The organism is Pandoraea sp. XJJ-1, assembly GCF_026802345.1.
GTDB classification, from domain to species: Bacteria; Pseudomonadota; Gammaproteobacteria; order Burkholderiales; family Burkholderiaceae; genus Pandoraea; species Pandoraea cepalis.
Genome location: NZ_CP113827.1, coordinates 950,522 through 974,834 on the forward strand (window position 1 = coordinate 950,522; position 24,313 = coordinate 974,834).

A 24,313-nucleotide genomic window follows, 5' to 3' on the forward strand; every position below is an offset into this window, starting at 1 on the left:
CCATGACCCCCTACAACTCAACTCGGAAGACGTGGATTGCCGTGATTGCAGCAGCGAGCGGCAACCTCCTCGAATTCTATGACTTCGCGGTGTACGCGTACTTTATCGCGACAATCGCCAAGCTGTTCTTCCCAAACCAAGACCCTGTCGTTTCGCTTTTGCAAACGTTCGCAGCCTACGGCATTGGCTTTGTCGCTCGCCCCATCGGCAGCATTGTCATTGGCCGCATCGGTGATATCAGGGGACGCAAGCCCGCCATGGTTTTGACCGTCACCTGTATGGCGATTGGTAGCATTGGTATTGGCTTGGTCCCCAGCTACGAAACGATAGGGGTTGCCGCCCCGATTCTGTTGGTCTCGTTGCGCGCACTCCAAGGCTTTGCTGCTGGTGGCGAGTATGGGACGTCCACAGCCTTTATTGTTGAATCGTCGCCCCCAGAGCGTCGCGGCTTTTTTGGTAGTTTCCAAACCGTGAGCGCATCCTGTGCCGCGTTGCTGGCATCAGTGGTTGCGTCGCTGCTGTCGCTTGTGCCTGAGGACATTGTGCATGCGTGGGCCTGGCGTTTGCCTTTCGTGGCTGGTGGTATCGCTATTTCCATTTTCAGCATTTTCCTGCGGGCCAAGACCGAGGAAACGCCCGAATACGAACAAAGCAAAAAGGAAGCTCCGACCATTCCTGTGGCAGGCAGCGCAGCGTTCAAACTCGGCCTCAAAGCCTTTGGATTCACCATCTTCTGGACCGTCATGTCGTACTTGGTGAACGCCTATATGGTGACGTACACCCAGCGCGAGGCTGGCCTTGCAAGAGAGCAAGCGCTGCTGGCGAGCAATATCGCACTGCTGGTTCAGACCCTTCTATTGCCCGTTGCTGGCGCACTTTCCGATCGTATTGGCCGTAAGCCGTTGCTCCTCGCAAGCTGCGCTCTTACTGCAATTTCCGCGTATCCGATTCTGCACGTGATGTCGAGCGGAGCGACGTTTACGCAGGTGTTGCTCTTGCAGTGCTGCATTGGCGCCCTGTTCGCGCTGTTCTCTGGTCCGGCACCGGCAATGATCTGCGAGATTTTCCCGACGAAACTTCGCACGACCTGGATGAGTGTTGGCTTCACCCTGTCTGTTTCGATTTTTGGCGGCTTCTCTCCGCTCGCATCGACGTGGCTCATCGCCACTCTGCACATGCCTGCCGCACCGTCGCTTCTGCTCATTCCCGCCGCAATCGTCTCGGGCCTCGTGATTCTTACTCTGCCAGCATGGCGTGGTGACGCAGTTCAACTTCGCGCCCGTTAATGAGTTTCTCCAAAGGGTAGTACTTAGGCGGGCGCCGGATGGTGCCCGCCCTTTTCATGACTGGAGAGAGAGGGGCGCAACAATGACAGTGAGCGTATTTGATCTTTTTAAGGTTGGTATTGGCTCATCCAGCTCACACACCGTTGCTCCCATGCGTGCGGCACCGATGTTCGTACGAGCGTTGGATGACTCGGGCTCGCTGACGTTACTAGCGCGTGTGCTTGCTGAGCCCCTCCGCGTCGCTGGATTCTGTCATCAAACAATGATGCAGACGGGGGCCGATATGAAGACCAAGTATAAGGAGACCTCGCACGGCGGCCTGGCGGTCAACGTCATTGAGTGCTGACGCCGCCGCCATTTCCACTTGCGCGGATCCTCGACCAAGCCTATGCGCAGATGGATATCAGTTTTTTCGATAAGGCATGCCTCACGCTCTATTGGGCAAGGTTGTTTTGTCGGGACACAATTATTTCACGATGCAGCGCTGGCATACCGTGCGTCGTCCCTATCAAACGATTAAAGAGACTTTAGCAATGAACTTCACTGTCACCCCGCTCGTTGACGATTTCGTCGCGGAAATTCCTGACTTCCCGTTCGAGTCCCTCAGTGACGAGACCATCGAACAGTTCCGCGCTGTCTGGAAGCAGTACCCGCTCGTTCGCTTCCGCAACGTAAAGATTGGCGATGCGGAACAGGTTGCTTTCAGCAAGCGCCTTGGGCCGCCGGTCATTCACCCGCGCCAGTTGCAACAGGGAAAGAATGCAGAATTCCCGGAAATCCTCGTCATCAGTAACAAGAAAAAGGTAGACGGAACGGCCGCAGGCGACCTGGGCGATGGCGAAGTGAACTGGCACACCGACACGTGGTTCGTCGAACGTCCGCCTTCGGCTGCCATCCTGCGCTCCATCGAGATTCCGCCGGAAGGAGGTAACACGTACTTCGCAAATATGTACTCGGCCTACGATGCATTGTCGGACGAGTTGAAGGAACGTCTGAAGGGTCTAGAGATTCACCACCAAAACGTCATTGACGGTCGCGGTGAAGTTCGACTGAACAAGACGAAGCCGGACAATGAAGATTACGCAACCTGGTCGGGGGTTGACCATCCTATCGTGCGTCTGCATGGTGATTCGAAGAAGCCTTGCATCTATCTCGGCGGTGAGTTGAACCGTCAAACGATTGTCGGAATGCCGCAAGCTGAGGCGAAGGAACTGCTTGCAGACCTGTGGGCGCGCGTGACCGAAAAGCGCCACGTCTGGGTCCAGCAATGGCAACCCGGTGACATGATGATGTGGGACAATCGTTGCCTGATGCATTATCGCGACGCGTTCGACCCTTCGACCTCGCGCCTGATGCACCGCACGACAGTGGAGGGGGAGCGCCCGGTCGCTGCGTAAGAGCTGCAGACACTGCACGCGGTCGTTGGATGCCACGTGCCCACGGGGAAGCGAATTTCGGTTCGCGTCTCCGCTCTCACTTGGCAGCTCCAGAAATGAATGTGACGGCGGCGAAGGCGCACCCCATCATGGGACTCAAACTCAGGCAAATTGAGGCGTTTCGGGCAGTGATGCGTACCGGTTCGATGACGGCCGCTGCAGATGTTCTGTCCATCGGGCAGCCCGCCGTCAGCTATCAAATTTCCACGCTCGAGACTACCGTCGGTTTTTCACTCTTCAATCGTGCGAAGGGAAAACTCACCCCCACCGCTGAGGCATATCAGTTGCTTGCAGAGGTGGACCGTCTGTATGACGGGCTCTCGGGCATTGAGGCCGCAGCGCTCGAGATTGCTGGGCATCACCGAGCAACTCTGCGGATCTTGCTCACCTCTGCATTTTCCAACACGTTTATTGTTGGTGCCATTGGTCGATTCGCGGCGAGCCATCCTGGCCTGCGCATCGACTTGGACGCGACGCATCGACCGGCCGTCATTCGGAACATCGCCAACGGCCTAGCAGACATCGGAATCGTATCGCTGCCGGTTAATGTAAGTCGGACTATTGTGGAACCGCTGTTCACAAACGAGCTGGTTTGCGTAGCTCCTCGGACGCACCCGTTGGCGAGAGCGAGGGCAGTAACCGCTGCTGACCTCGCGTCGGTACCTTTGGTTGCAATGAAACCTGGTGGCGTCATTCGCTCCATCATGGAGCGATGGTTCACAACTGCCGGCCTCCATTGTGTTTTTGACTTCGAGGTTCGAGATGCGTGGTCAGCAATTGAGCTTGTTAGAGCCGGCCTGGGCGTAACGGTGGTGTCAAAAATCAGCGCATCGTCGCAAATTTCGATGGACGATGAAGCGCTCGTGACCGTCGCGATTGACTCCATCGAGGCAGTCGAAGTCGCCGCAATCCTGCCCGAAACCGATGCTGGAAATCGAACCGCTGCGTCCCTGCTGGCGTTCCTAAAAGCCAACCTTGTCGTCTAACATCCTGGCGAACTATCTGGACTGCTGCCGGAATTACTACAGTTGCTGCAGCAGTCCATATAACTGGCGGCATGGCGGTTATGAATGTCAGTGACATCGGTGCCCAGCACGCCGAGAGGCCCATCAAGCCGCACCTCCGCGAGCACGCCGGTGTAAGCGTCAGCTTGCCCGTGTCCAGACTGATGCTACTGCCTTTGACCGCGATGTCTTGGCCCGACTTGATCGCGATCCCTTTACCGCTCTTGAGGGGGGTGGCTAACAAGGTCTGATCGGATCGATGCAACCACTACATTTCCGCATAGTCCCCCGTGCGGTCCCCTCCCGCGCTGGAGCTGTTGGGCGTTGAGGTGATGCGCGCCGCATCAAGCGTGACGTTGCCATCGGCCTTTATCGCACCGCCTCCGTCCAGTGCGATCTGAGCGCCCCGAACGGTGAAATCCTTGCCAACGACAATATCTGACTTACCGCCCACATGGAGGGTGCTGCAATGCGCTTCGTTGAAATGCGTGTCGGAGATGCCGTTAGCACGGGCAACAACCTTCTTCTCACCTGTTTGTTGCGATTCAAGCGTCCAGTAACCACCGATGTCCGTGTGCAGATTGCCGTTGACTGACACATCGCTCGCCCGTTGACGGAAATTGCCCCCCGGTCTTTATCGACGCATCTCCATGCGACGTCGAGCTTTGCTCGCGCGCCCAAGGTCGTCGTACCGCGAAATGCGCCGTCAGCACCGCGTTGATCGACGGCCGCGGCCGCCGTGTCGAGAATCAATGCTTGCCCGGCATCCAAACGCAGGCTGCCCGCCTTCAACTGTGTCGACATCAAGTCCATATCTCCGCGCGTCGCGAGTGCCATCTGCTCACCGCTCTCGAGGCGTCCGCCGCAATTGTCGATGGATTGGGCATCAAGATGCAGATCACGATCTGCTATGACGGTGCCGCTGTTGACGAACGAATTCACGCCCTTGAGAGCTACGTCGCGTGCAGCGTTGACTGGGCCATTGCCCAACAGTTCGATATCGGTGCGCGCCAGACACACGACCGGCACGAGCACCCGCTGGCCGTCGACGACACGAGCCTCCACGATGACCACGCTGTGGGTCAGGCGTGCCACTTGCTCCGCCGAGAGCTCAACGTCCGGTGCCAGGTGCAGTTCTCGCACAAGTTTTGCCCCCGACGCCATTTGCGCCTGAAACTGAACCTCCAGATCGGAGTGCTGGCCCAGTCGCGCACGGCCGGTCAGGGAGGAAATCTGATCACGCACTAAGCGCTGCTCGTAGAAGCCGTCTCTGAGACGTTTTTCGATGTGCGAAGGGTCCCAGCCAATTTGCTTGAAGAATAGTCACTGGAAATGAACGCGCGTGTGCTCGTGAACGCCGGATTTGTTTCGACGAGGTACGGTGCTTTGGGCGATGTCGTGCGCGAAAACATGCCCCCCGTGGACAGACTCAATTGCGCCAGGATATTGAGCGCGCTGGCTCGAGCGATTCAAGATTATTTCAACCACATATCACGGAACTGAGCCCGCTACCGTGCGGCTGCTTCCTTCGCGCGATCCCGCCCGAAGGCCGATTCCGGAGGACATGTGCATTCTAATTTTCTCTACCCGACACTGTTTGTCAGTATCACGATGATGTGCGTCGCCGCCTGGCTTATCGCTTCGCGAGTACGCAAACACTACGGCCCCCAAGCTGGACTGATGGCGCAGGAGCCGGCCATAGAAGACGTGAACAATGAAATCACGGATATCGACGAGCGCAACTACACGTATTCCGTCAATCGAAACGAGTGGAGCGACAGCGGCAGTTTTGGCGAGGCCTCGCCGACTCCAGAGACCGCTGAGGCTCACTCGACACCAGAGCGTCAACGATGCCCTCGATGCGGATCCGACCGTATCGAAAAGCGCAATCAGGCCAGAAAGGCGGGTAGCACCATTGGCGCGGTCGCCGGTGCAACGAGCGGTGTCGCCATGACGTTGTCAGGTGCCGAAGTCGGTGCGACGGTGGGACTGATCGCCGGCCCTATCGGCTCCGTGTTCGGTGGACTCGCGGGCGCCATCCTCGCGGGGCTTGCCGCCAGTGCGGCAGGCTGTGCAGCAGGGGCTGCCATGGGCGAAGTCATCGACGATAACGTTCTCGACAATCATCGCTGCTCCGCATGCGGACATACGTTCAACGCTTCGGCTTGACGCAACGTCCTATGATTGGGCCATCCCCGCTCGAATATCTGGTGGCGTTCGCCATCGCCTTCCTGGCCGGTGTCCTCTGGTCCGCACTTGTGCGCCACGTATCGAGATGTGCGCCGCCCACTGAGACTCGCTGTCCGGTGGCCTAACGCTCACACCGGCTGTTCCTAACTCTTCCTCCACTTTTCGGCGCCCACTCTGGCGCATTTCTTTCGCTTTCCGTCCGCGTCATCTTGCCCGGCCAGCGCCGGGCTCTATGCCGCTTCACTCCGCCATCCACACTTCCTATCCCTAACAGGAGAATCCATGCATCTCGTTCAATCCATGGCCTACGTCGGCGCAACACCCTGGCACGGTCTCGGTAACCAACTTGCCCCGAAACAATCGCTCGACGTCTGGGCAAAAGCCGCTGGTATGGACTGGCGCATCGAAGAAGCCGAAGTGCGCTTTGTCGCTGCCAGCAACCGTGATCTTGGCTCGATTCACGCATTCCCAGATCAGAAGGTCCTGTATCGCTCCGACACCAAAGCACCGCTGTCCGTCGTGTCCGCTCGCTACCAAGTCGTGCAACCCGCCGAGATCCTGGACTTCTACAAGGATCTGACCGAGGTCGGAGGGTTCGTGCTCGAAACGGCGGGCGTTCTGAAGGAGGGCCGAAAACTGTGGGCGCTCGCACGCACCGGCCAGAGTGGCACGCTCAAAGGCCGCGATGAGCTCAAGGGTTATCTGCTGCTCGCCACGGCCTGCGATGGCACGCTCGCTACCACCGCACAATTCACATCGGTGCGCGTCGTCTGCAATAACACGTTGGCAATTGCACTAGATAACAATGTGGGTGCCGTCAAAGTCCCCCATCGCTCTCAGTTCGATGCACAGACCGTCAAACGTCAGCTCGGCATCGCCGTCTCGTCGTGGGACGCCTTTATGGTCCGCACCAAGGCGTTGGCAGAACGCAATGTCTCCGACGCCACCGCCGAGGCATTTTTCCGCCGGGTGCTCACCTATTCCACTACGAGTACAGCAGATCGTGACGCGATTGCGGTCAACGAGCGCGCCGTCAAGGCGGTGGCGCAGCTGTATGTCGGGGCCGGTAAAGGAGCAACGCTGGCATCCGCAGCGGGCACCGCATGGGGCCTGGTCAATGCCATCACCGAGCACGTGGATCACCATCGGCGAGCGCGCAGCGACGATCACCGGCGCGATGCGGCCTGGTTCGGCGCAGGCGCGGCACTCAAGCAGAAAGCCTGGGAGGAGGCCATGAAGCTGGTTGCGTGAATCCTTCGACACTACGTCATACGGCCCGGCCGGGAGCTATCCCGCCGGGCCTTCTTATTTTTGGAGGTTGCAATGTCACACCCCGAACCTGCCAGTCGTGACCGGCATCGTCCGGCTCTGCGGCTAATCGAGACGGCATCATTGTCTCGCGAGGACTGGCTAACGGTCAGGAAAAAAGGCATCGGCGGCTCAGACGCTGCTGCCGCCGTTGGACTGAGTCCCTACATGAGTCGTCTGGAATTGTGGATGATCAAGACCGGGCGAGACGCCGATCTCCCCAAGCCCGATCCCGACGACACCACCGATCCCGTGTATTGGGGCACGTTGCTTGAACCGGTCGTCGCTGCGGCCTACACCAAACAGACCGGACGTCGAGTGAGGCGCGTCAACGCCGTGCTCCGGCATCCCACCGTTGCCTGGATGCTCGCCAATATCGACCGCGAGATCGTCGGCGCTCCCGAGGTGTCGATTCTCGAATGCAAGACGGCGGGCGAGTTCGGCGCTCGGCTATGGCGCGACGGGGTGCCGGAATACGTGCAGCTCCAGGTCCAACACCAGTTGGCCGTCACCGGGAAACTCGCCGCTGACATAGCGGTGCTGCTATGCGGCCAGACACTCGAAGTGCATCGGATTGTTCGCGATGACGCGCTGATTGCCCGATTGATCGAACTCGAAGCGGCGTTTTGGCATTACGTACAGACCGATACTCCACCGCCCGCCGACGGCTCGGCATCGGCCGATCGGGCATTGCGCTGCCTCTATCCAGGCACAGGCGGCACGGTCGATTTCACGGATGACCGGGCACTTTCCGCAACATTCGCCGATCTCGTCTCGGTACGCACCGAGATCGAATCTCGCCAGGCAGTGGAAGCGCAGTTGAAACAGACGCTCGCGCAAGCGATGGGTGAAGCCGACCGGGCGCAGTTCGAGACCGGTTCCGTTTCCTACAAGCGCAGCAAGGACGGCACCGGCATTGACCTCAAGCGGTTGCTAGCCGATCAGCCCGAACTCGCTATCCAGTACGCCATCACGAAACCCGGTTCTCGCCGGTTCCTTGTGCAGGTCTAGATCGTCACTACCTTCCCCTTCGCATCAACAAGGAGTCCCTTATGCTCAAAGGTCTTGCGATTACGCCGCCCGTCATTGGGCGGATCTCCATTGGTCGTGTCGTCGAGAAGAACGGCAAACGTCGTCCCGAAAAGGACGACCAGTTCACCCTGACCACCCAGATCCAGCAGCGCGACGGCTGGATGTTGCACCCCCTGAATGAATCTCTGCGTAAAGCCAATACCGGCAAGCTGCGTGCAATTCCCGTTCAACTCCTGTTCAACGATCCAGACCTGAACCTTCGCGCCGAGTACTCGTGCTTCGACCGTGAGTCGGGCCGTCCCGTGTGCGTCGGCAATGGCGAGACTTGTCGACGAGCCGGCGGCGGCGGTATCGAGGAGTTGCCGTGCCCGTCCCCTGAAGCCTGTGACTTCGGTCAAGGTGGCGCCTGCAAACCATATGGGCGCCTGAATGTGCTCATTGGGGACGAAGACGAAATGGGCTCGTTCATTTTCCGCACCACTTCGTACAACTCGATTCGCACACTTGCCGCACGCCTGCATTACTTCAGCGCCGTGTCGGGCAACCGGCTCGCATGTCTACCACTGGAACTGAAGCTACGCGGCAAGTCGACCACGCAAAGCTACCGCTCGGCCATCTACTACGTGGACGTCGGCGTGCGAAGCGGGAGTACGTTGGAACAAGCGATCACCGTTGCGAGCGAACTAGATGCGCGGCGAAAGGCGGTTGGGTTCGATCAGACTGCACTCGACGCCGCAGCGCGTGCCGGATTTCGGAACGGCACGTTCGAAGAGTCCATCGAAGACAGCGCGGCGGTTACGGAGGAGTTCTATCCCGCGGAATCACGTGACGATGAACCGGATGGCAACAGCGGGGTGCCCAGTTCCACTGCGCCGTCTAGTCTCAAGGAGCGGCTGGATCGGCGAGCCGCGTTACTCGGGGCCGATCAGCGAGATTTGGCGGCATGATCCGGGATCGTCCTGCCCTGTGGCTGGCCGTAGCGGCCACGGCCACTGCGATCAGCATTTCGGTCATTGCTGGCGGGCAACGCGGCGGCACGCTCGCCGAGCGGGTCGTGTGGGTCACGTTAGGCGTCGTGCTGGTAATGAGCGCCCATCTGTTGCCCGCGTTGCTGCGAGGTGTTACGGGTGGCATCCGGTGGGTAGGCTACTGGCTGTGGGCCGCATGCATGCTCGCGATCATCAACAGTCACGCCTACTTCTTCCTATTCGCCCAGCAGCACGCCGCGCAGATCCGCGCTGACGCCGTGCCCATTGTCCTGGCTACACCTCTGAAGCGCAGTCTTACCGTTGTCATGGGAGAACGAGCGGACGTCTTGGCACGACTGGCGGTCGCTAACGCCCAGTCGTGTTCCGGTAAATGCACGACTCTGGCGGTACGACGTGCCGCGCTGGCTGCCCGACTCGATGCACTGGAAGCAGAGGCCAGCGATATTCGTCGCGCGCAAGCGTTGGACGACCGCGCCATCGCCCAACACGACGCGTTGACGATCAATCCCGTGACCGCACGACTCGCTGCGTTACTCGGTACAACGGGAGCGCGCGTCGATCTGTTGACTGGGCTGGCATTTGCGGCAGTCCTGGAAGGCGTAGCGTGTCTCCTTTGGGCCATCGCGCTTCGCTCTCGGTGCAAACCACCACTCGCGGCAGTCGTGCCCGCAGTCGCGCCGGAAGTCGCAGAAAGTCACGACGGCGCTGACGCTGACTGTGACGGTCACGCCATGCCGGAACAGCCCGTCACGCCATTGTCGATACCGTCACCTACGCCGGAAGCCGTCGATCACGGCGCCACCCAACTCGCTCGTGACATTGCTGCCGGGAGGCTGCGCCCCACCGTTGCAGACATCCGTCGGCACCTCGGCTGCTCGCAAGCTCGGGCTATCGCCCTGCGCCGCCAGTTGGCCGACCTGTCCTAGCCTGCCGATCGTGACATCACGGCATAGCTGCCGGGCACGCTGCCCGGCGCTTATGCCCACTCTCATCTTTCCCGTTCAAACCGAACCCTCCATGCCCAATGGACACCACCGACCTCGTCAAGAGCATCAGCATCGCCAACCTCGCCAATCAGCGCACGGCTATCGTCGAGCGCATCCACGCCGCACTCGACCTGCTCGGCGAAGCTCAACAACTCGCCGCCGCAGCGCACCTACGCTTTCCCCGGCTAGTCCTCGACGAAAGCTACGGCTGCCGCGACCGTCCCAGCGTCACCGGCGACTATGCCAAACGCGACGAAGCCCAAGCCGCCATGGTGCGCCTCATCGATGCCCACGGCTGGAACCACCTGCTGTCGGAATCCGGTATGCGTACGTTCATGGACGCCAAGGCACGTGAGCAGTGGAACCGGCAGATCGCAGAGGGTGACGTGCCAGAACTCACCGCCGCCAATATCGAAGCCACGTTCGCCCAGCTCTACGGCGCACGCGGCGATATGCTCGAGCGCGGCGTGCTTCAGTGCTTTCGCCGGCTGTCGTGGGACTACAAATCCAATTCGCCATTCAGCTTCGGCAAGCGCATCATCGTGCGCTATCTCCTTTCCCAAGGGTGCTCAAATTATCACGCCACCAACGAACGGGACGATCTAGCGCGAGTGTTCAGCGTGCTCGATGGCAAGCCCGAGCCGGATCATCGACATGGCATATCGTCGCTCATTTTGCACGCCCAGCGTCTACGCGAGACGGAGGCCGAAAACGCCTATTTCCAGTTGCGTTGGTTCAAGAATGGAAATTGTCATTTGACGTTCCTGCGCGCCGATCTGGTCGACCAAGTGAATAAGATCCTCGCCAAGCACTACCCCAACGCACTCGCATCCGAAGTTCGCTAGCTACTGCAACAACCATAACCTACGGACGCGTTCTGCGTCTGGCATTTCCCCATTGGTTCCATTCAACGGCACGTCCGATTCGTTCGGAGGTATCTGCTCGCCCCTATCTAGGAGGATATTTTGATGAATTCCACTTTACCCATCCGACGCGCTCGCCTGCCGCTCGGCCGCTTGTTGGCAACGCCTGCCGCCGTTGATGCCATCCAGTCAGCTGGCACCTCGATCTTTACCTTGGTCAACCGCCACGCCTGCGGCGACTGGGGCGACTTACCCGAAGCTGATCGGGAGCAAAACGACCTGTCGGTCGTGGCAGGGCGGCGTGTGCTATCGAGCTATCCATTGGGCGGAGAGCTGAAAGTATGGATCATCACCGAGGCCGACCGGTCGACGACGACTCTTCTGCTGCCTGAAGAGTATTGATCATGCTGATTCAGAAATTTCACCCAGCCATCCGGCTAGGTCAGCAACCAGTCATCGCGCAAACAGGCAACCCGCTGTTCAGTCGACAAGGTCACTGGGACGGCGGCAGCACGTTGCACTGCGTTGCCATGGCACTTGCGCTACTCGGCAAATTGACGGATCCCGTCTATCTGCCGTACCACGGTAGCGGTCCAGAGCAGAAGGTATGGGACGACGCTTGGCCGCATTATTTAGACGGGATGACGTTACCAGAACTGGCGAGCTTTATCGCAGAGTTGAATCTTGGCGTGCGCCCTGCGATGTGTACGGCCACAGGGCGCGGCCTACTATGCTTTGTGCAGCGCGAGCTCGACGCCGGATGGCCGGTCATTATCGGCTGGCAGCAACGGCACCCGGTCAAATGGCGCGCCGCGCTCGTTGTTGGTATTGAGGGACGTGGAGGCGGTCGCGCTTTTGATACGCAAGCACTGTTGCTCATTGACCCGGCGGGAAACGAGCCTGGACTTGCCGGGTTCAATGCGCGTCTTGCCCGACACAGCGACACGCTATTTCGATATCAGTCGCCATCGGCTTCCCGAGGCGTTCAATTACTTGGCGGCGTGTCGATCCGCGATGTCATTAGCGCAGGCGCTGACGCTTGATCTCCGGCGGCGTCGCCACATTCGCACGGCGAGTGCCAGTGGGCGCCAGGGACACTTTGCCGAGCGGTTCGAACAGCTCGGCGAGCGTCACACCCAACACGTGGCAAATGTTAGCGATCGTCTCAATCGACGGGTTCGCCACCCCACGCTCGATCGCAGAGATATACGTGCGATCCACGTGTGCCTCAAACGCCAGTGTCTCCTGGGACTTCTCGGCAGCATGCCGACATTGCTTGATCCGCTTGCCTAAGGCAAGCGAGATGGGGGCCGGTTGGCGAGCAGCAGTGGCGTCCTGGCGTTTGGCAGTCATGAGCGGCAGGATGCCTGCTTGACGACTGATTAACGACGCTGTAAACACATCAATTAATGATGACTATATACTACAAATCTAATCTGATCCTTTGCCTCGAAAACCAGCCGTGACGCTGCGGTCAGTGGACAAGGCTATGGTTCGCCCATCTTTGTAGAGTAAACACATCAAACCTTTAAGGAGAAAGGTGCTTCATGACGGACTCGTGGCATTACGAAAAGAACGGCCAGCGCATCGGGGCGATTAGTGCCATCGAGATCGGGGCGTTGATTCAGAACCGAACGATCGACGGGAAAACTCTCGTCTGGTCGCAAGGATTAGCAGACTGGACGCAGCTTGCGGAAACTGATCTCGCGGTGCATTTACGTCTGGCAAGCGCGCCACCGGTGCTGCCGACCACACGCATTGGCAACACGATCGTGTGGATCCTCGCGTTCGCACCAATCATCGGGGCACTTCTTGAGGCGACCTTTGCCGCTGCCATTGCCCCCGACTATATGGCCAGTGCGGCAGCTACCGCAGCGTTGCGGTCAAACCAGTATTGGTACATCACGTTGATGGTCAACATTGGCTTGAGCTTGCTGGACGACCGGCAGCTCAAGCGAGCTGGTGTCGACACGTCGGCTTTTGGCAAGTTCGCTTTCATCGTGCCGGTGTACCTGTGGAAGCGGGCCACCTCGTTGCGCCAACCCAAAGCCTACTTTTGGGTTTGGATTGCAACCTTCGTCCTCATTGGGCTCGCCTGACCAGCCCGACAAACGGCGAATCAGCCCCTCACCCGCATCACCATTAACACAAGGAAAATCATGAAGAAAATCACAATCGCTACGGCTCTCGCCATCGGCTTTGTAGTTTCGTCGACCGCGTTCGCGGCCAATCACGTCGGACAGTGTGTATTTCCGAAAACGAAGATGGGCCCAGGAGGGCGGTTCGTCATGAAGGCACCGATCAACGTCGCCGACGCACCGAATGCCACCGCAAGCAAACGCGCGCTCACCTCGATGGAAGCGTTCACCATCAAAGCGCAAGCGCCAGGCGGGTACATCCAGTTGGTGACCGTGCCGGACTACGACAAACCGAACCCGAATCAGGGTGCTGGGCGTGTCGTCGGGTGGGGCAAGTTGAGCGACTTTGACTTCCAGGATCAGCGCAACTGCAACTGAGGCCATATCCCACAGCCCCGCATATGTACTTGGAAACTGTCGGACGCCAGATCAGCCGCTGACGGGGAACACGGCAACGCCGCATTGTCGCAGGCCAACACGCCGACGAAACCCAGCGTCCGAAATGCCCACTCTTGGAAGGACCAAAAATGTCCATCGACGTTCAGAAGTTCGCCGCCGACGAACTCAATACCGGCAGGCTCAACCAGTTGATCTCCACTCGCGCCTCATTTCAGGTCGTGGGCGTCGCCGACATCGGCAAAGTCGTCGAGATGATCGAAGGAAGAATCGAAAAATCCGATTTGAAATGCCGCGTGTACACGGAATATCGCTCTGCCTCCCTAGCAACGATATTTAGTCCGGCGGCTATTCTGGGCGTAGGTGCCGCAATTGGTATAGCTGCGCACAATCTCGCCACCTATGATCCAGACTATGAGATCGGGAAGAATAAGGTCGCTGGCACCGTGACCGTCAAATACATGAAGTAGCCAGTCAAAAACGAGAAGCGCCCGACCGGGTGCTTCTCGTTCGCTTGTCGCTTCTTTTCTTTTTCCGCCAGCCGCCCGTAGACCCTGTCGTGCCATTAGGAGGGCGCCGCTCGGCGTAGTGTCGCGTTCCGGCCAAAAGGAGACTGTTGTCCTGCTCGTCGCTGGGCCGGCCAAATGACCGCTATCCATCAGACAACGGCCATTTCTGCGCGGTAGACGGGTGATCCTCCCTTGCTCTCCAGTCGGCGAGGGAGGTAAGGAAACACGTGAACCGCCTCGGGGCGGTCCACAAGAGCCACGAGCGGCCACAGACGCAAAGCGCCCCGTAGCGTGGCGCGCTTTTTCAAGTTGGCGGGAGGCCGCCTGCCACGGGTGTCCCTAACGTCAATGGCCCGGTGACCGTGCAGGGATCGGGCTGGCCTAAACACGCTCTGAATCATCCCCACTCGATTATAAATAGCCAAAAAACCACCATATAAATCCAATACTTACTAACGCATGCCCTTTAAATGCCATGAACGATACCACGCCCCACCCCCGCAGCACTTAGGTGACGCCAAGGATTCAGGGCAACCTCGCAGCGCCCTGACGCTGCCGAAGGCTGTCCGCCCAGGCCGCCAACGCATCAATCTCTGCCGTCAGTGCTTCCGGTCTCGGCAGAGGACGATTCAACGCAGCGGCGGCGCTGTGCAGCAGCTCGGAACAGCGACCAAATCCGTCGCGCATGGCCTCGCAGTCAGCAACCGTGATCGCGGTCAGCTTGACCAAGCCAGGCGTCTTCACTTCGTTGGACAGTCGCCGAATGACGTGTCCGACAGCTTCTTCAACCGCGATCTCCCACGTATCGCGCAACGTTGCGGCGATGGATTTGACGGACTTTCGCCACTCGTCGTGATTGCCTTGCTCGAAGTGGTAGCGTTCACCCGCAAGCTGATTGCTCAGACTTGTGGTGATGTCACTGACCCGACGCGCTTTGAATGGCGGCTCGCTGCGGCAGAAACCTGCCTTGTCAGCACCCCGGCTGATGGAGCTAATCGCAACCGGCGGCTTAGGCTGCGCGTCGTCCGCCGCGCGATTCAACTCGAATAGGAACGCAAGGTCATGAGTGAAGACAATGACCTGGCGATGAGCGGCCTCAGCAACCAGGCGTTTAGCTACGGCCTCCCGGTGCATGTGGTCGAGCGAGGAAACGGGATCGTCGAAGACGATGCCGGATTTGTTTTCGGTGGTGGCGAGTTCGGCCATGAACGCGGCCAAGGCAACGCAGCGATGCTCGCCTTCGCTCAAAACCTGTCCCACCGCGGCCGTGGGCTTCCGTGTAAGTGCGACCTTGAAGCGAGGGATGCCCTGAACGCTGTTTTGCTGTCGCAGCTCCACAGCGAGGCCAGCAATCTCGAAGCTCGCCACCTCGCGAGCAAATTGTGCACGTAGCGCGTCTGTCACCAAAGCCTGAGCGATCTCGGTGCTCTTTGTCGTGACGCGGTTCGTAGCAGTGTCCCGCTGGGCTGCCTCAAGCCGTGCGATTTTCTTCTGGCGTTCGATTTCGGCGAAAACATCGGCTTTGATGCCACCAAGCCATTGCCGATCCGCAAGCTCGGCCTTTTCGGCAAGCAAGGCGACGCGAGCTGGAGAGCCAGCCTCCGCGGCAAGGGCGTTCGCCCGAGTCTCAATGCCCGCTGCTTGATCGGCCAGCGCCTGACGCGAATATTCAGTAACGGGCACGTCAATAGCGGCGCTTGGATTTGCGTGGCGTCGCCTGATCTGGCGATGACGCCACAGGGCCAGCAGGGCCGCGCCCCTGATCTCCATCGCCAAGGCATCCTGACGCAGTTCGTCGCGGACAGTTGCCACAATGTTCGTAAGCTCCGCCAACGAAATAGCATCACCCTTGAACGTTGCCAGCGCCTTGTCGTATGCGACGCGCGCAGCGTCGGCACGTTGCTGGCTGTCGTCGCGCACAAAAGCCTCGAAGCGATTGAGACGATCAGCGGCGACAGGCGTCAAATCCTGCTGGCAAAGCACGCATACGCTGCCGGAATCTGTGACGGGGAAGCGCCGTTCGGGATAGGCTTCCGCGTCAGAAAATGCTCGGGCACTGGCCCATAGCGCCTGCCAAACCTCCGACCCGATCTGCGGCAACGGTTCGTCGCGGAACAGCGCACTGGAGGCAGCTTCTGCCGCCCGGCGCGCGGCATCGCTATCAACGGCAAGGCGGCACAGGTTATTGGCAGCATCGTCGCTGATTGAAGCAAATAGCCGATCCAGGCGCGCAACGTGCCCATCAACCTTGGTCTTCAACGCCGCAAGCTGGCGCGCCGCACGAGCCGGATCACCAGCCAGGTCCGCCGTGAGCTGCGCCAATCGGTCCTGCTCTGCTTGCGTGAGCGTGGCCAACGCTTCGACCGTCGCCGGCGCAGTGTTGGCGGTGAGCCGGGCCATGAGCTTGCCAACCGCTGTGTCCCTGCTGCATGCCGGCGTCCTGATCGCCTCGGGCGTTTGCGCCTTTATCTGCGCAATCTCGGCCGCGAGCTTGTCCTTGACCGACTTACAGAGCTGCGCCAGCGCACCCAGCAGTTTGAGCGGAAACGGCGTGTAAGCCACGTCATTCGTATCGTCAACGTGGACGTTCGCGGTGCGGGAATCGAACACGCTGATGCCTGAAAGCGCGGTGTCGGCAGCCTGCCCAAGTTGCCAAGCGCAAGTGCGGTTGTGTCCGCTGATCGCGTATTCGATCGTGGCGCTCGGCGTGCCTGGCGCAGCGTCATAGATGTCGGGCGCGATTTCCTCGGCTCGGCCAGGCATACGGGCGCGACATACCTTCTTGAGAATCCGCGCGTAGCCGGATTTTCCCGATCCGTTGTCGCCATAAACAATTGTCAAACCGACACGGTGGAGCGTCAGCCGTTGGTCGAGAGCCAGGGCGTTGACATGCCGGACTCCATGCACCTGCCGCAGATAGACTTCCCCCTGATCGCGGTTCGGGCCGCGAAGGTGCCCCGCTTCCAGCGGGACTGCCGGGTTGTCGCCCTTGCAGATGGAAGCCAGCTCGTCAATCTCGGCCGCCTCCAGAGCCGCTTGCGTTGCAAGTCGGCGCAGTGCGTCGCGCTGCCAGCCGGGACTATCAGCAGACCACGCAAGGATGTTGGCGAGCGCCTCTGCTTCCGTCGTCATAGACCTTTGCCTCGTGGTTTGCACTCCCTAGCTGTACAAGTGCCCGCCAACCGCCTGCTTACGGCTTCCGACAGCATCTCACCAGGCCGCCAGCCGAACAGCTCGGAGATGCTTGCGGTCCTCGCGTGGCCAGGCGGTGAGAATTCGTAGCCGGCCGCGATCAATTCGGCCTCGACTTCCTCGGTGATGAAAAGAGGCTCGGCTTGGTCTTCCTGATGCGGCTTGATCATGCTGCTTCCTCCTGGAGTTCATCCTGGCCTGAGGCCAAGGCTATTCATGCATTTGCGCTGCCCTATACCTTCACCAGCTTCGCAGCCTTGGGATCGTAGATGTACCCGGTGATGCTGCCATCCTTGATGCGTGCCACGGCTTCGTCGATGACGAAGAGAGGAACGAGAAACCACTCCTCGGGCTGCACGGGGTGACCGAAGCGGTCATTGATAGTGATGTTCAACCGAGCGGGCGCGAACAGCCTGTGGAACAGGTTCTCCATCCGAATGCGATTGATCCCAGCGAGCTTGTAGGTCGCAACGACCTCGACCTTTGCCAGCAGATATGTCGCTTCGTTCTCGGCGTTGGCGATGCGCGTTTCAACCCTGCCGCCCGTCACGCCCATCTTGTGGATGATGTCGCGGTGCTGCGCGACGTAGGGATGATCGGACAGGGAGCGCAGGACATAGATCGTGCCGCTTTCGACATCATCGGCCTCAAGTTCGCCGCCGAAGGAGAGTTGTCCGCTCTCGGGCGAGGCCAGCCGCCGCGCGGCGGGGTCGTTGTAGAACGCACGCTGGAGCGAGCGCAGCAGCAGATTGCTTTCGGTGCCGTTGGAGAAGATGAGGCGCAGGCGGCGGTCCACTTCCCCGGCGGTCGTCTTCAGCGGCTCGCCGACCTCAGCAACGTAGAGAGTAAGGCCATCAAGAACAAAAAAGTCCCCGGCTTCAATCGCGCGGCGGCCCGCTTCGATGGGTTGGGACTGGCGCATACCGGTCTTGACTTCCACCTTCACGCGCTCGAACAAGGGCCGGAAGGTCTCGAAATCCTCGCAGGGCTTGCGATCCGCGACCTCCTCGGCCGCGCGCTTTTCGGCGCTGGTACGGACATGGCGCAAGACCGTGATGTCGTCCGCGCCGGCAGCATCCGCCAGTTCGGCAGCCAATTCGTCGATGTCGATAGTTTCGTCCGCGGAAGCAGCAACGGCCGGCGACCCAACAAGCAAGCCCTGATGGTCTAGCGGCTCAAGGAAGGCACGGCAGTCCGGGAGCGCGCGTAGACGGTCAAGTCGCACTGCATACAGGCGCTCGAATATGTCGCGGTCTTCGCCATGCTGCGGCGCACGCCCATGCTGCTCGGTGAAGCGTTGGATTTCCTCGAAGCCGGCAATGACACGCTCCTCGCTGGCTGGACGTCCATTTTTCTTCTCAGGTGGCGCGAACTCGGCCAGCTCTGCCGCCAGGTCGTCAAGATCGGAGTTACTCATAGCGTCCCTCCGCCCTGAACCTCATGAAGGCGGCCGCACCTTCGGCAAGGTGCTTTTCCCAGGCGTCCTGCGCGGTAACCGATGGAGCCCTCCCACGCTCGCGTTTGAACTCAACCGCGCGCTTGGCGATCACTTTGGCATCTTCAGGCGTGATCGAGGTGCGTTTGGCCGAGATGGCCGCCGCGACCTGCTTCAAGCTGTCCTCGCTCATTGTCTTGGCGAGGATGGCATAGGCTTCGCCAAAGGGGTTGATTCGGTCGATAAGGTCAATGTCCAGCTCGCGCACGTCCATCGCAAAGCGGCGCACGCCATCGATCAGGGCGGTATTGGGCGATCCGTCGCTCTCGCCTTCAGTGACAAGCCGCTTGGCCTGCTGCGTAAGGTTGAGGGCGGCGATAGCGTGCTGGCGTACCGCCTCCTGGTCTTCAGCGTCAAGCTCGGGATATTTGTCCTTGATGATCTTGCCCATGCGAACCTGCGTCAACTCCTCGGGAACCAGCTCTTCGTCGAACAAGCCACGCTCGATGGTGTGCTTGTCCTGCACGAAAGCCGCGATCACTTCGTTCAAGTCTTCCTGGCAGATGCGCGCTGCCTCTTTGCTCTTGGGTTCGGCGAGGCCCTTGATCTCGATCTGGTAGGCTCCTGTCTGCTCATTGACACCGATGTTGCAGCGGTCCGGGTCATAGCCACCCTCGCCATAGTTAAAGCCTGGCGTCGGGCCGCTGTCGGGATTCTTGGGCTTGAACTCGAAGCGCGGAGCGAGAACCTGCTCCATCAGCAGACTCGCTGCGATGGCCTTCAACGTATCGTTGATGGCCTCGGTGACCGCTTCCTCGGTCGCGTCCGGCTCGGCGATCAGGTTGGTGAACCTCGCGCGAGTCTTTCCAGGTGCATCGCGGGTGGCGCGACCGATGATCTGCACAATTTCGGTCAAGCTGGCACGGTAGCCCACGGTCAGTGCGTGTTCGCACCAAATCCAGTCGAAGCCTTCCTTCGCCATGCCCAGCGCTATGATGATGTCCACATGGTCGCGGTTGTTCTTCTGCGTCGGATCTTTCAGCGCGGCGGACACCCGGTCGCGCTTCGATGAATCGTCATCGACCAGATCAGCGATGCGCAACACGCGACCATCGGGGCGTTTGACGAGTTGGAAACCGGTTGTGGTGTCGATGCCCTGCCACTCCCCAAGTTCTTCGATGATGTGTTCGACTTCCGTATGCTTCTTCCCCGTGCTTTCGCGCGAATTCACGTTGGGAATATGGATGATGGTCTTCTCTGCCGGGTTGAGCACCTTGAGAATGTCATCGACATATGGCCCGCTGTAGAAGAAGTAGCCGATGTCGAGTTGCTTAAGGTACTCGTAGCCGTTGAGCTGTTCGTAGTAGGTGTAGGTGACGGTATCGAACCTCGACTCGTCCTGCGGGGCGAGGACGGCCTCTGCGTCGCCCCGAAAGTAGGAGCCGGTCATGGCGACGATGTGCGCTTTTCCCCGTGCGATGAATTGGCCGAGGTGCGTGCCCAGCTTGTTGTCGGGGTTAGCCGAAACATGGTGGAACTCATCGACGGCGATCAGGCGGTCGTCGAACGCCTCTACGCCGTAAGCATCGACCGCGAAGCGAAAAGTTGCGTGGGTGCAGACCAGCACCTTGTCGTCGCCTTCGAGGAATGCACCCAGCGACTTGACCTTGCCGCCGTTGTCGTTGCCCGGCGCGTTGCACAGGTTCCACTTGGGTTCGACGTGCCAGTCGGACCAGAAGCCGTACTTCGACAGCGGTTCGTCGTTGAAGCTGGCCCCGATGGATTTCTCAGGCACGACGATGATGGCCTGCTTGATGCCCTGGTTCTTGAGCTTGTCGAGTGCCACGAACATCAGCGCACGGCTCTTGCCCGATGCGGGCGGCGACTTGATAAGCAGGTATTGCTCGCCCCGCCTCTCGTATGCCCTCTCTTGCATGGGCCGCATCCCAAGGGTATTGGCCTTGGTCGATGCGCCGTTGCGGGCGTAGGTGACGGAAACGGACGGTACGGACTTGATCTTGTCGCTCATGCGTTGGCTCCCGCTTTGCGCTTCTTGCCCTTGGCGGGTGCAGCCGAAGCGGTCATCTTGGTATAGAGGTCAAACAGCTTTTCCAGCCGCTCGGTGTCGTTCTTGAAGCACCGACCGATGTAGATGCGATCCAGCACTTCGTCGTTGCGATCATGGGCTGCGCGGAGGTCAGCCGGCATGTTCTCAGGGTCGTACAGGTCCGCGATGGTCGCGGGAAAGTGATGCTCCCGCGCCAGCAAAATATCTTCGGCGCAACGCGTAAGGTCGGCCTTATTCTTGTCGGTGAGCATCGGCACGGGAAAGGTGTTCCAGCCAAGAACATTCGAGTAACGGTAACGTGTCTCAAGCTGGCCGCAGACCGTGGCGATCCAAATCAAATGCATACGCGAGACAAGCAACCCCAACTGCCAAAGCGGCGCATCAAACACAGCGAAAGCTTCGCTAGACACTATGTTCTCTGCATCCACGATTCCTGCGGGTAGGTACGGACGCGCCTCGGAGGAAGTCCGCGGCATGACGACAGTCAGGTTCTGCGCAGTCCGCATCTCTCGCATCTGATGGGATCGTGCTGCCATTGCCCTGCCGCCGGCGTCCGAGCTTTTCAGCCTCATGGCACTAACCCCGTCAATACGGCCCGCAATCTCAGGGACGCTTCTTGCCTCGTCGAGTCGGTCGTCCTCGATCCAGAGACAGTAACGCTCTAGGTTGTTGATGAACTCCTTGGACCCGTAGATGCGACGAATGAAGGTGTGCTGCTGTTCGGGATGTAGCTTCAGGGCTGCAACCTCCGATCGCGAAAGGAGTAGGTTGCCACCGTCATAGGGCATGTTTCCGAGGTCCATCGGCGACAACCCGTTGGCTGGAGACGATCTCTTCACCACCAATATGTCCGGCCCACCTACCAAGTAGGAGTTGATGTGTGGAACCTGTCTGATGGTGACAGTGCCATCGTCCGAGACCGAGTAAAGCTGCCGCGTCGGCTTCGGCGTCCTAGACAGGCCGATGATCGCTACCGTCACGCCCGCATTCTTGCTCGCAAGATTGGACCACTTGAAGGATGTGTGAGCGAAGGCAATCTGATGGCCAGCTGCCGTAAGAAGAGGCCAGATCAGGGGAACCTGATGTCCTTGGCAGAGAGAGTTCGTCGCCACGAAGGCGCACGACGCTTGCGTGTGCGTTCCGTATTCGACAGCTTTCACGAACCAGCACCCTACATAGTCAATGTAACCATGCTTGACTCCTCGTGTTCCAAGCAGGAACTCCATGTCATCAAGCTGCTGGGGCGACTTCTTCCCTTTGCCCGCATACGGCGGATTGCCGCATAGGTACGTCTCGCCACCCTCGTTCTCGAAGTCGATTTCGGCTTGATCGAGTGGCGACCCAAACAAGTCATCAGCTTGAACCTTCACGCCCGTCCCCGTTGGGGGGCAAATGCTCAACCAGTCCAGCCGCAGCGCGTTGCCACAGGTAATCCAGTTTTCATTACGTAGCGGTAGAAACTCCGCCAACGCCAGCTTCTGGCCCCGATACAGGACATCGCACTGGTACTCGGCGATGACCAACGCAAGGCGTGCGATCTCCGCCGGGAAGTCGCGTAGCTCGATCCCGCGAAAATTGGTGACCGGGATTTCTGATGCTCGATCAGGCTCACCGCGCCGCTGATTGATCTCGGCCTCGATGGAGCGCATTTCCTTGTAGGCGATGACCAGGAAGTTGCCCGAACCGCAAGCCGGGTCGAAGACTCTGATCTTGGCGATGCGCTTGCGCAGGTTGAGCAACATACGAGGGTTGTCACTCGCCTCTTCCAGTTTGGAACGCAGGTCGTCAAGGAACAGCGGATTCAGCACCTTAAGGATGTTGGGGACACTGGTGTAGTGCATCCCCAGCTCGCCGCGCTCCTCGTCCTCAGCGACGGCCTGGATCATTGAGCCGAAGATGTCAGGGTTGATCTTGGTCCAGTCCAAACCCCCGACGTGTAACAGGTAGGACCGGGCGATCTTACTGAATCGGGGCACTTCATCGCCGCCAGAGAACAATTGCCCGTTGACGTAGGGGAAATCGTCGATATTGGCCCACCGGGGAAGCCCGGCGGCCGCCCGGTCCTCACGCTTGGTGTTCATGGTGCGGAACAGCGTGGCGATGACCTCGTGCGTATTGGCCGAATCCCCCGCACTCATCCGCGCGACGGTCTCGGTGAACTTGCCCCTGCCGCCAAAGATATCGGTGTCCTCGGCGAAGAAGCAGAAGATCAGCCGCGCCATGAGCTTGTTCATGTCGTGGCGGCGCTCCGCTGTGCCCCAGGCAGGGTTGTCTTTCAACAATTCAACGTACAGCCGGTTCAGACGACTGGTGGCCCGGATGTCGAAAGCGTTTTCGCTGATCTGGCGGACGGTGCTGATGCCCGCCAGCGGCAGGAAGAAGCCGAAGTGATCGGGAAAGTCCTTGAAGGCGCAGGCGACGGTCTCGCCGCTGATCAGGTCTTCGGCCTCGAAGTCCGCTCCGTCCGTAGCAAGGATAAACTTGGCCTTGGCCTTGGCCGTCGCCGGGCTAGCCTTGAGGGCGGCCAGCGTCTGCGTCACTCTCCCCGCATCGCAAGTCAGGATGTGGATGTTGCTGGTCTGGAGAACGCCGCCCAGATCGGACTTGTTCGACGCCCCAGCACGCAGGCGCTTGATGGTCGTCGCCTTGTTGCCGAAGGCTTCAAGGAAGGCGTAGGGGAACTCTGCGGGGTCGAAGGGCCGCTCCGCCAGGTTCGTGATGGCTTGTTCGATTTCTACTGCGTTCATGCGGCATCTTGCCTAGGTGATTTTTTCCCATTCACATCCGACTGAGGCTCACTAGCCGGAACAGCACTGCGGGGAGCCACCTTGTAAATAGTTGTCCGCGAGACCCTGTAGCGCTCCGCAATCTGAGCGACAGGGATCGTCGGATCAGACATCAAGCGCTTGATCTCCCTTATTTGTCGTGCATCCAGCTTCGGCTTGCGCCCCCCAGAGCGGCCACGTGCTCGTGCCGCGACCAGGCCGGCCCGAGTCCGTTCCCGAATCAAGTTGCGCTCGAACTCTGCCAGCGCCGCGAAAACATGGAAGACCAGCTTCCCGGCCGCGCTAGTGGTCTCGATCTTCTCGGTGATGCTCTCGAAGCCGATGCCCTTTTCCTCCAGTCCAGCAACGATGTTTACAAGGTCCGGTAAGCTACGCCCGAGCCTATCCAGCCGCCAGACTACAAGGGTATCGCCCGCTCGCAACGCCTTCAAACAGTGGTCAAGCTCCCGCCGAGCAGCATTCTTGCCGCTAGCCGCCTCTTCGTAGATGGATCCCACCCCTGCTAGGCACAGCGCATCGCGCTGCAGGTCCAGGTTCTGGTCATCTGTCGAAACGCGGGCATAGCCGATCCGTTGATTCATTGACAGTTGCCGGACGTTGAAAAATTGATGCGAATTTTAACAGACCGAAGGCGCTTCTTGTCATTTTCAGAAGACGACTGCACCAGACAACGCGGTTTGAAGGCTGTTGTGCAG

23 protein-coding genes and 1 pseudogene are annotated in these 24,313 nt (G+C 59.6%); 15 read left to right on the forward strand and 9 right to left on the reverse strand.

Annotation, left to right across the window (positions count from 1 at the left end; all coding sequences use genetic code 11):
* The first annotated feature begins 2 nt into the window (after positions 1-2).
* The 4 genes and pseudogenes from OYT13_RS04350 (at position 3) to OYT13_RS04365 (ending at position 3,708) form a co-directional block, all read left to right on the forward strand.
* Entirely contained in the window at positions 3-1,286 is a 1,284-nt protein-coding gene (locus tag OYT13_RS04350; protein WP_268567311.1) for an MFS transporter, read from the forward strand.
* A gap of 151 nt (positions 1,287-1,437) precedes the next feature.
* Positions 1,438-1,482 (forward strand): annotated as a pseudogene (locus OYT13_RS25210) (hypothetical protein); the annotation flags it as partial.
* A gap of 226 nt (positions 1,483-1,708) precedes the next feature.
* Positions 1,709-2,683 carry a TauD/TfdA dioxygenase family protein gene (locus OYT13_RS04360; protein WP_268567312.1) on the forward strand — a complete coding sequence of 325 codons (975 nt, stop codon included), beginning with the start codon at positions 1,709-1,711 and terminating at the stop codon, positions 2,681-2,683.
* A 128-nt stretch (positions 2,684-2,811) separates the two neighbouring features.
* A complete protein-coding gene (locus OYT13_RS04365; RefSeq protein ID WP_268567313.1) occupies positions 2,812-3,708 on the forward strand; it encodes a LysR family transcriptional regulator in 897 nt (298 codons plus the stop codon).
* 286 nt (positions 3,709-3,994) lie between these two features.
* On the opposite strand, the gene OYT13_RS25215 is transcribed toward OYT13_RS04365, so the two are convergent.
* Together OYT13_RS25215 and OYT13_RS04370 are read right to left on the reverse strand one after the other, a co-directional pair.
* Positions 3,995-4,180, reverse strand: coding sequence for a hypothetical protein (locus OYT13_RS25215; protein WP_442796481.1), 186 nt, complete (start codon positions 4,178-4,180; stop codon positions 3,995-3,997).
* Positions 4,096-4,971 (reverse strand): hypothetical protein, encoded by an 876-nt coding sequence (locus OYT13_RS04370; protein ID WP_268567314.1) that lies wholly within the window; start codon positions 4,969-4,971, stop codon positions 4,096-4,098. The genes OYT13_RS25215 and OYT13_RS04370 overlap by 85 nt, the downstream gene beginning before the upstream one ends.
* A gap of 321 nt (positions 4,972-5,292) precedes the next feature.
* On the opposite strand from OYT13_RS04370, the gene OYT13_RS04375 reads away from it, so the two are divergent.
* The 8 genes from OYT13_RS04375 to OYT13_RS04410 all read left to right on the forward strand — a co-directional run bounded on the left by OYT13_RS04375 (position 5,293) and on the right by OYT13_RS04410 (position 12,137).
* On the forward strand, positions 5,293-5,895 hold the full coding sequence (locus OYT13_RS04375; RefSeq protein ID WP_268567315.1) for a hypothetical protein: 603 nt from the start codon (positions 5,293-5,295) through the stop codon (positions 5,893-5,895).
* Positions 5,896-6,198: 303 nt separating this feature from the next.
* Positions 6,199-7,167, forward strand: a complete 969-nt coding sequence (locus OYT13_RS04380) for a DUF932 domain-containing protein (protein ID WP_268567316.1) — start codon at positions 6,199-6,201, stop codon at positions 7,165-7,167.
* Between the two features lie 72 nt (positions 7,168-7,239).
* A complete protein-coding gene (locus OYT13_RS04385) occupies positions 7,240-8,235 on the forward strand; it encodes a YqaJ viral recombinase family nuclease (RefSeq protein ID WP_268567317.1) in 996 nt (331 codons plus the stop codon).
* A gap of 41 nt (positions 8,236-8,276) precedes the next feature.
* A complete protein-coding gene (locus tag OYT13_RS04390) occupies positions 8,277-9,203 on the forward strand; it encodes a recombination directionality factor (protein WP_268567318.1) in 927 nt (308 codons plus the stop codon).
* Positions 9,200-10,171, forward strand: coding sequence for a hypothetical protein (locus OYT13_RS04395; protein ID WP_268567319.1), 972 nt, complete (start codon positions 9,200-9,202; stop codon positions 10,169-10,171). The genes OYT13_RS04390 and OYT13_RS04395 overlap by 4 nt, the downstream gene beginning before the upstream one ends.
* A 98-nt stretch (positions 10,172-10,269) precedes the next feature.
* On the forward strand, positions 10,270-11,076 hold the full coding sequence (locus tag OYT13_RS04400) for a DUF4942 domain-containing protein (RefSeq protein WP_268567320.1): 807 nt from the start codon (positions 10,270-10,272) through the stop codon (positions 11,074-11,076).
* A 123-nt stretch (positions 11,077-11,199) separates the two neighbouring features.
* Positions 11,200-11,496, forward strand: coding sequence for a hypothetical protein (locus tag OYT13_RS04405; protein ID WP_268567321.1), 297 nt, complete (start codon positions 11,200-11,202; stop codon positions 11,494-11,496).
* A gap of 2 nt (positions 11,497-11,498) precedes the next feature.
* Complete coding sequence (locus tag OYT13_RS04410) at positions 11,499-12,137, forward strand: hypothetical protein (protein ID WP_268567322.1); 639 nt, start codon at positions 11,499-11,501, stop codon at positions 12,135-12,137.
* Here the strand turns inward: OYT13_RS04410 and OYT13_RS04415 are convergent.
* Complete coding sequence (locus tag OYT13_RS04415; RefSeq protein ID WP_036661778.1) at positions 12,115-12,459, reverse strand: helix-turn-helix domain-containing protein; 345 nt, start codon at positions 12,457-12,459, stop codon at positions 12,115-12,117. The genes OYT13_RS04410 and OYT13_RS04415 overlap by 23 nt on opposite strands.
* A gap of 182 nt (positions 12,460-12,641) precedes the next feature.
* Between OYT13_RS04415 and OYT13_RS04420 the strand changes: the two genes are divergently transcribed.
* From OYT13_RS04420 to OYT13_RS04430, 3 genes are all read left to right on the forward strand, one after another.
* Positions 12,642-13,193: a DUF4339 domain-containing protein gene (locus tag OYT13_RS04420; protein WP_268567323.1), complete on the forward strand. Its 552-nt coding sequence runs from the start codon at positions 12,642-12,644 to the stop codon at positions 13,191-13,193.
* A gap of 189 nt (positions 13,194-13,382) precedes the next feature.
* Positions 13,383-13,610, forward strand: coding sequence for a hypothetical protein (locus OYT13_RS04425; RefSeq protein ID WP_268567324.1), 228 nt, complete (start codon positions 13,383-13,385; stop codon positions 13,608-13,610).
* 149 nt (positions 13,611-13,759) lie between these two features.
* A complete protein-coding gene (locus OYT13_RS04430) occupies positions 13,760-14,098 on the forward strand; it encodes a hypothetical protein (protein WP_268567325.1) in 339 nt (112 codons plus the stop codon).
* A gap of 564 nt (positions 14,099-14,662) precedes the next feature.
* Here OYT13_RS04430 and OYT13_RS04435 read toward each other — a convergent pair.
* The 6 genes from OYT13_RS04435 to OYT13_RS04460 form a co-directional block, all read right to left on the reverse strand.
* Positions 14,663-17,269, reverse strand: a complete 2,607-nt coding sequence (locus OYT13_RS04435) for an AAA family ATPase (protein ID WP_268567326.1) — start codon at positions 17,267-17,269, stop codon at positions 14,663-14,665.
* Positions 17,266-17,499 (reverse strand): transcriptional regulator, encoded by a 234-nt coding sequence (locus OYT13_RS04440; protein WP_268567327.1) that lies wholly within the window; start codon positions 17,497-17,499, stop codon positions 17,266-17,268. The genes OYT13_RS04435 and OYT13_RS04440 overlap by 4 nt, the downstream gene beginning before the upstream one ends.
* Positions 17,500-17,561: 62 nt before the next feature.
* Positions 17,562-18,746 carry a GIY-YIG nuclease family protein gene (locus OYT13_RS04445; RefSeq protein WP_268567328.1) on the reverse strand — a complete coding sequence of 395 codons (1,185 nt, stop codon included), beginning with the start codon at positions 18,744-18,746 and terminating at the stop codon, positions 17,562-17,564.
* Positions 18,739-20,793: a DEAD/DEAH box helicase gene (locus OYT13_RS04450; RefSeq protein ID WP_268567329.1), complete on the reverse strand. Its 2,055-nt coding sequence runs from the start codon at positions 20,791-20,793 to the stop codon at positions 18,739-18,741. The genes OYT13_RS04445 and OYT13_RS04450 overlap by 8 nt, the downstream gene beginning before the upstream one ends.
* On the reverse strand, positions 20,790-23,579 hold the full coding sequence (locus tag OYT13_RS04455) for a class I SAM-dependent DNA methyltransferase (protein ID WP_268567330.1): 2,790 nt from the start codon (positions 23,577-23,579) through the stop codon (positions 20,790-20,792). The genes OYT13_RS04450 and OYT13_RS04455 overlap by 4 nt, the downstream gene beginning before the upstream one ends.
* Positions 23,576-24,199 (reverse strand): recombinase family protein, encoded by a 624-nt coding sequence (locus tag OYT13_RS04460; RefSeq protein ID WP_268567331.1) that lies wholly within the window; start codon positions 24,197-24,199, stop codon positions 23,576-23,578. Before OYT13_RS04460 ends, OYT13_RS04455 begins: the two co-directional genes overlap by 4 nt.
* Between the last annotated feature and the right edge of the window lie 114 nt (positions 24,200-24,313).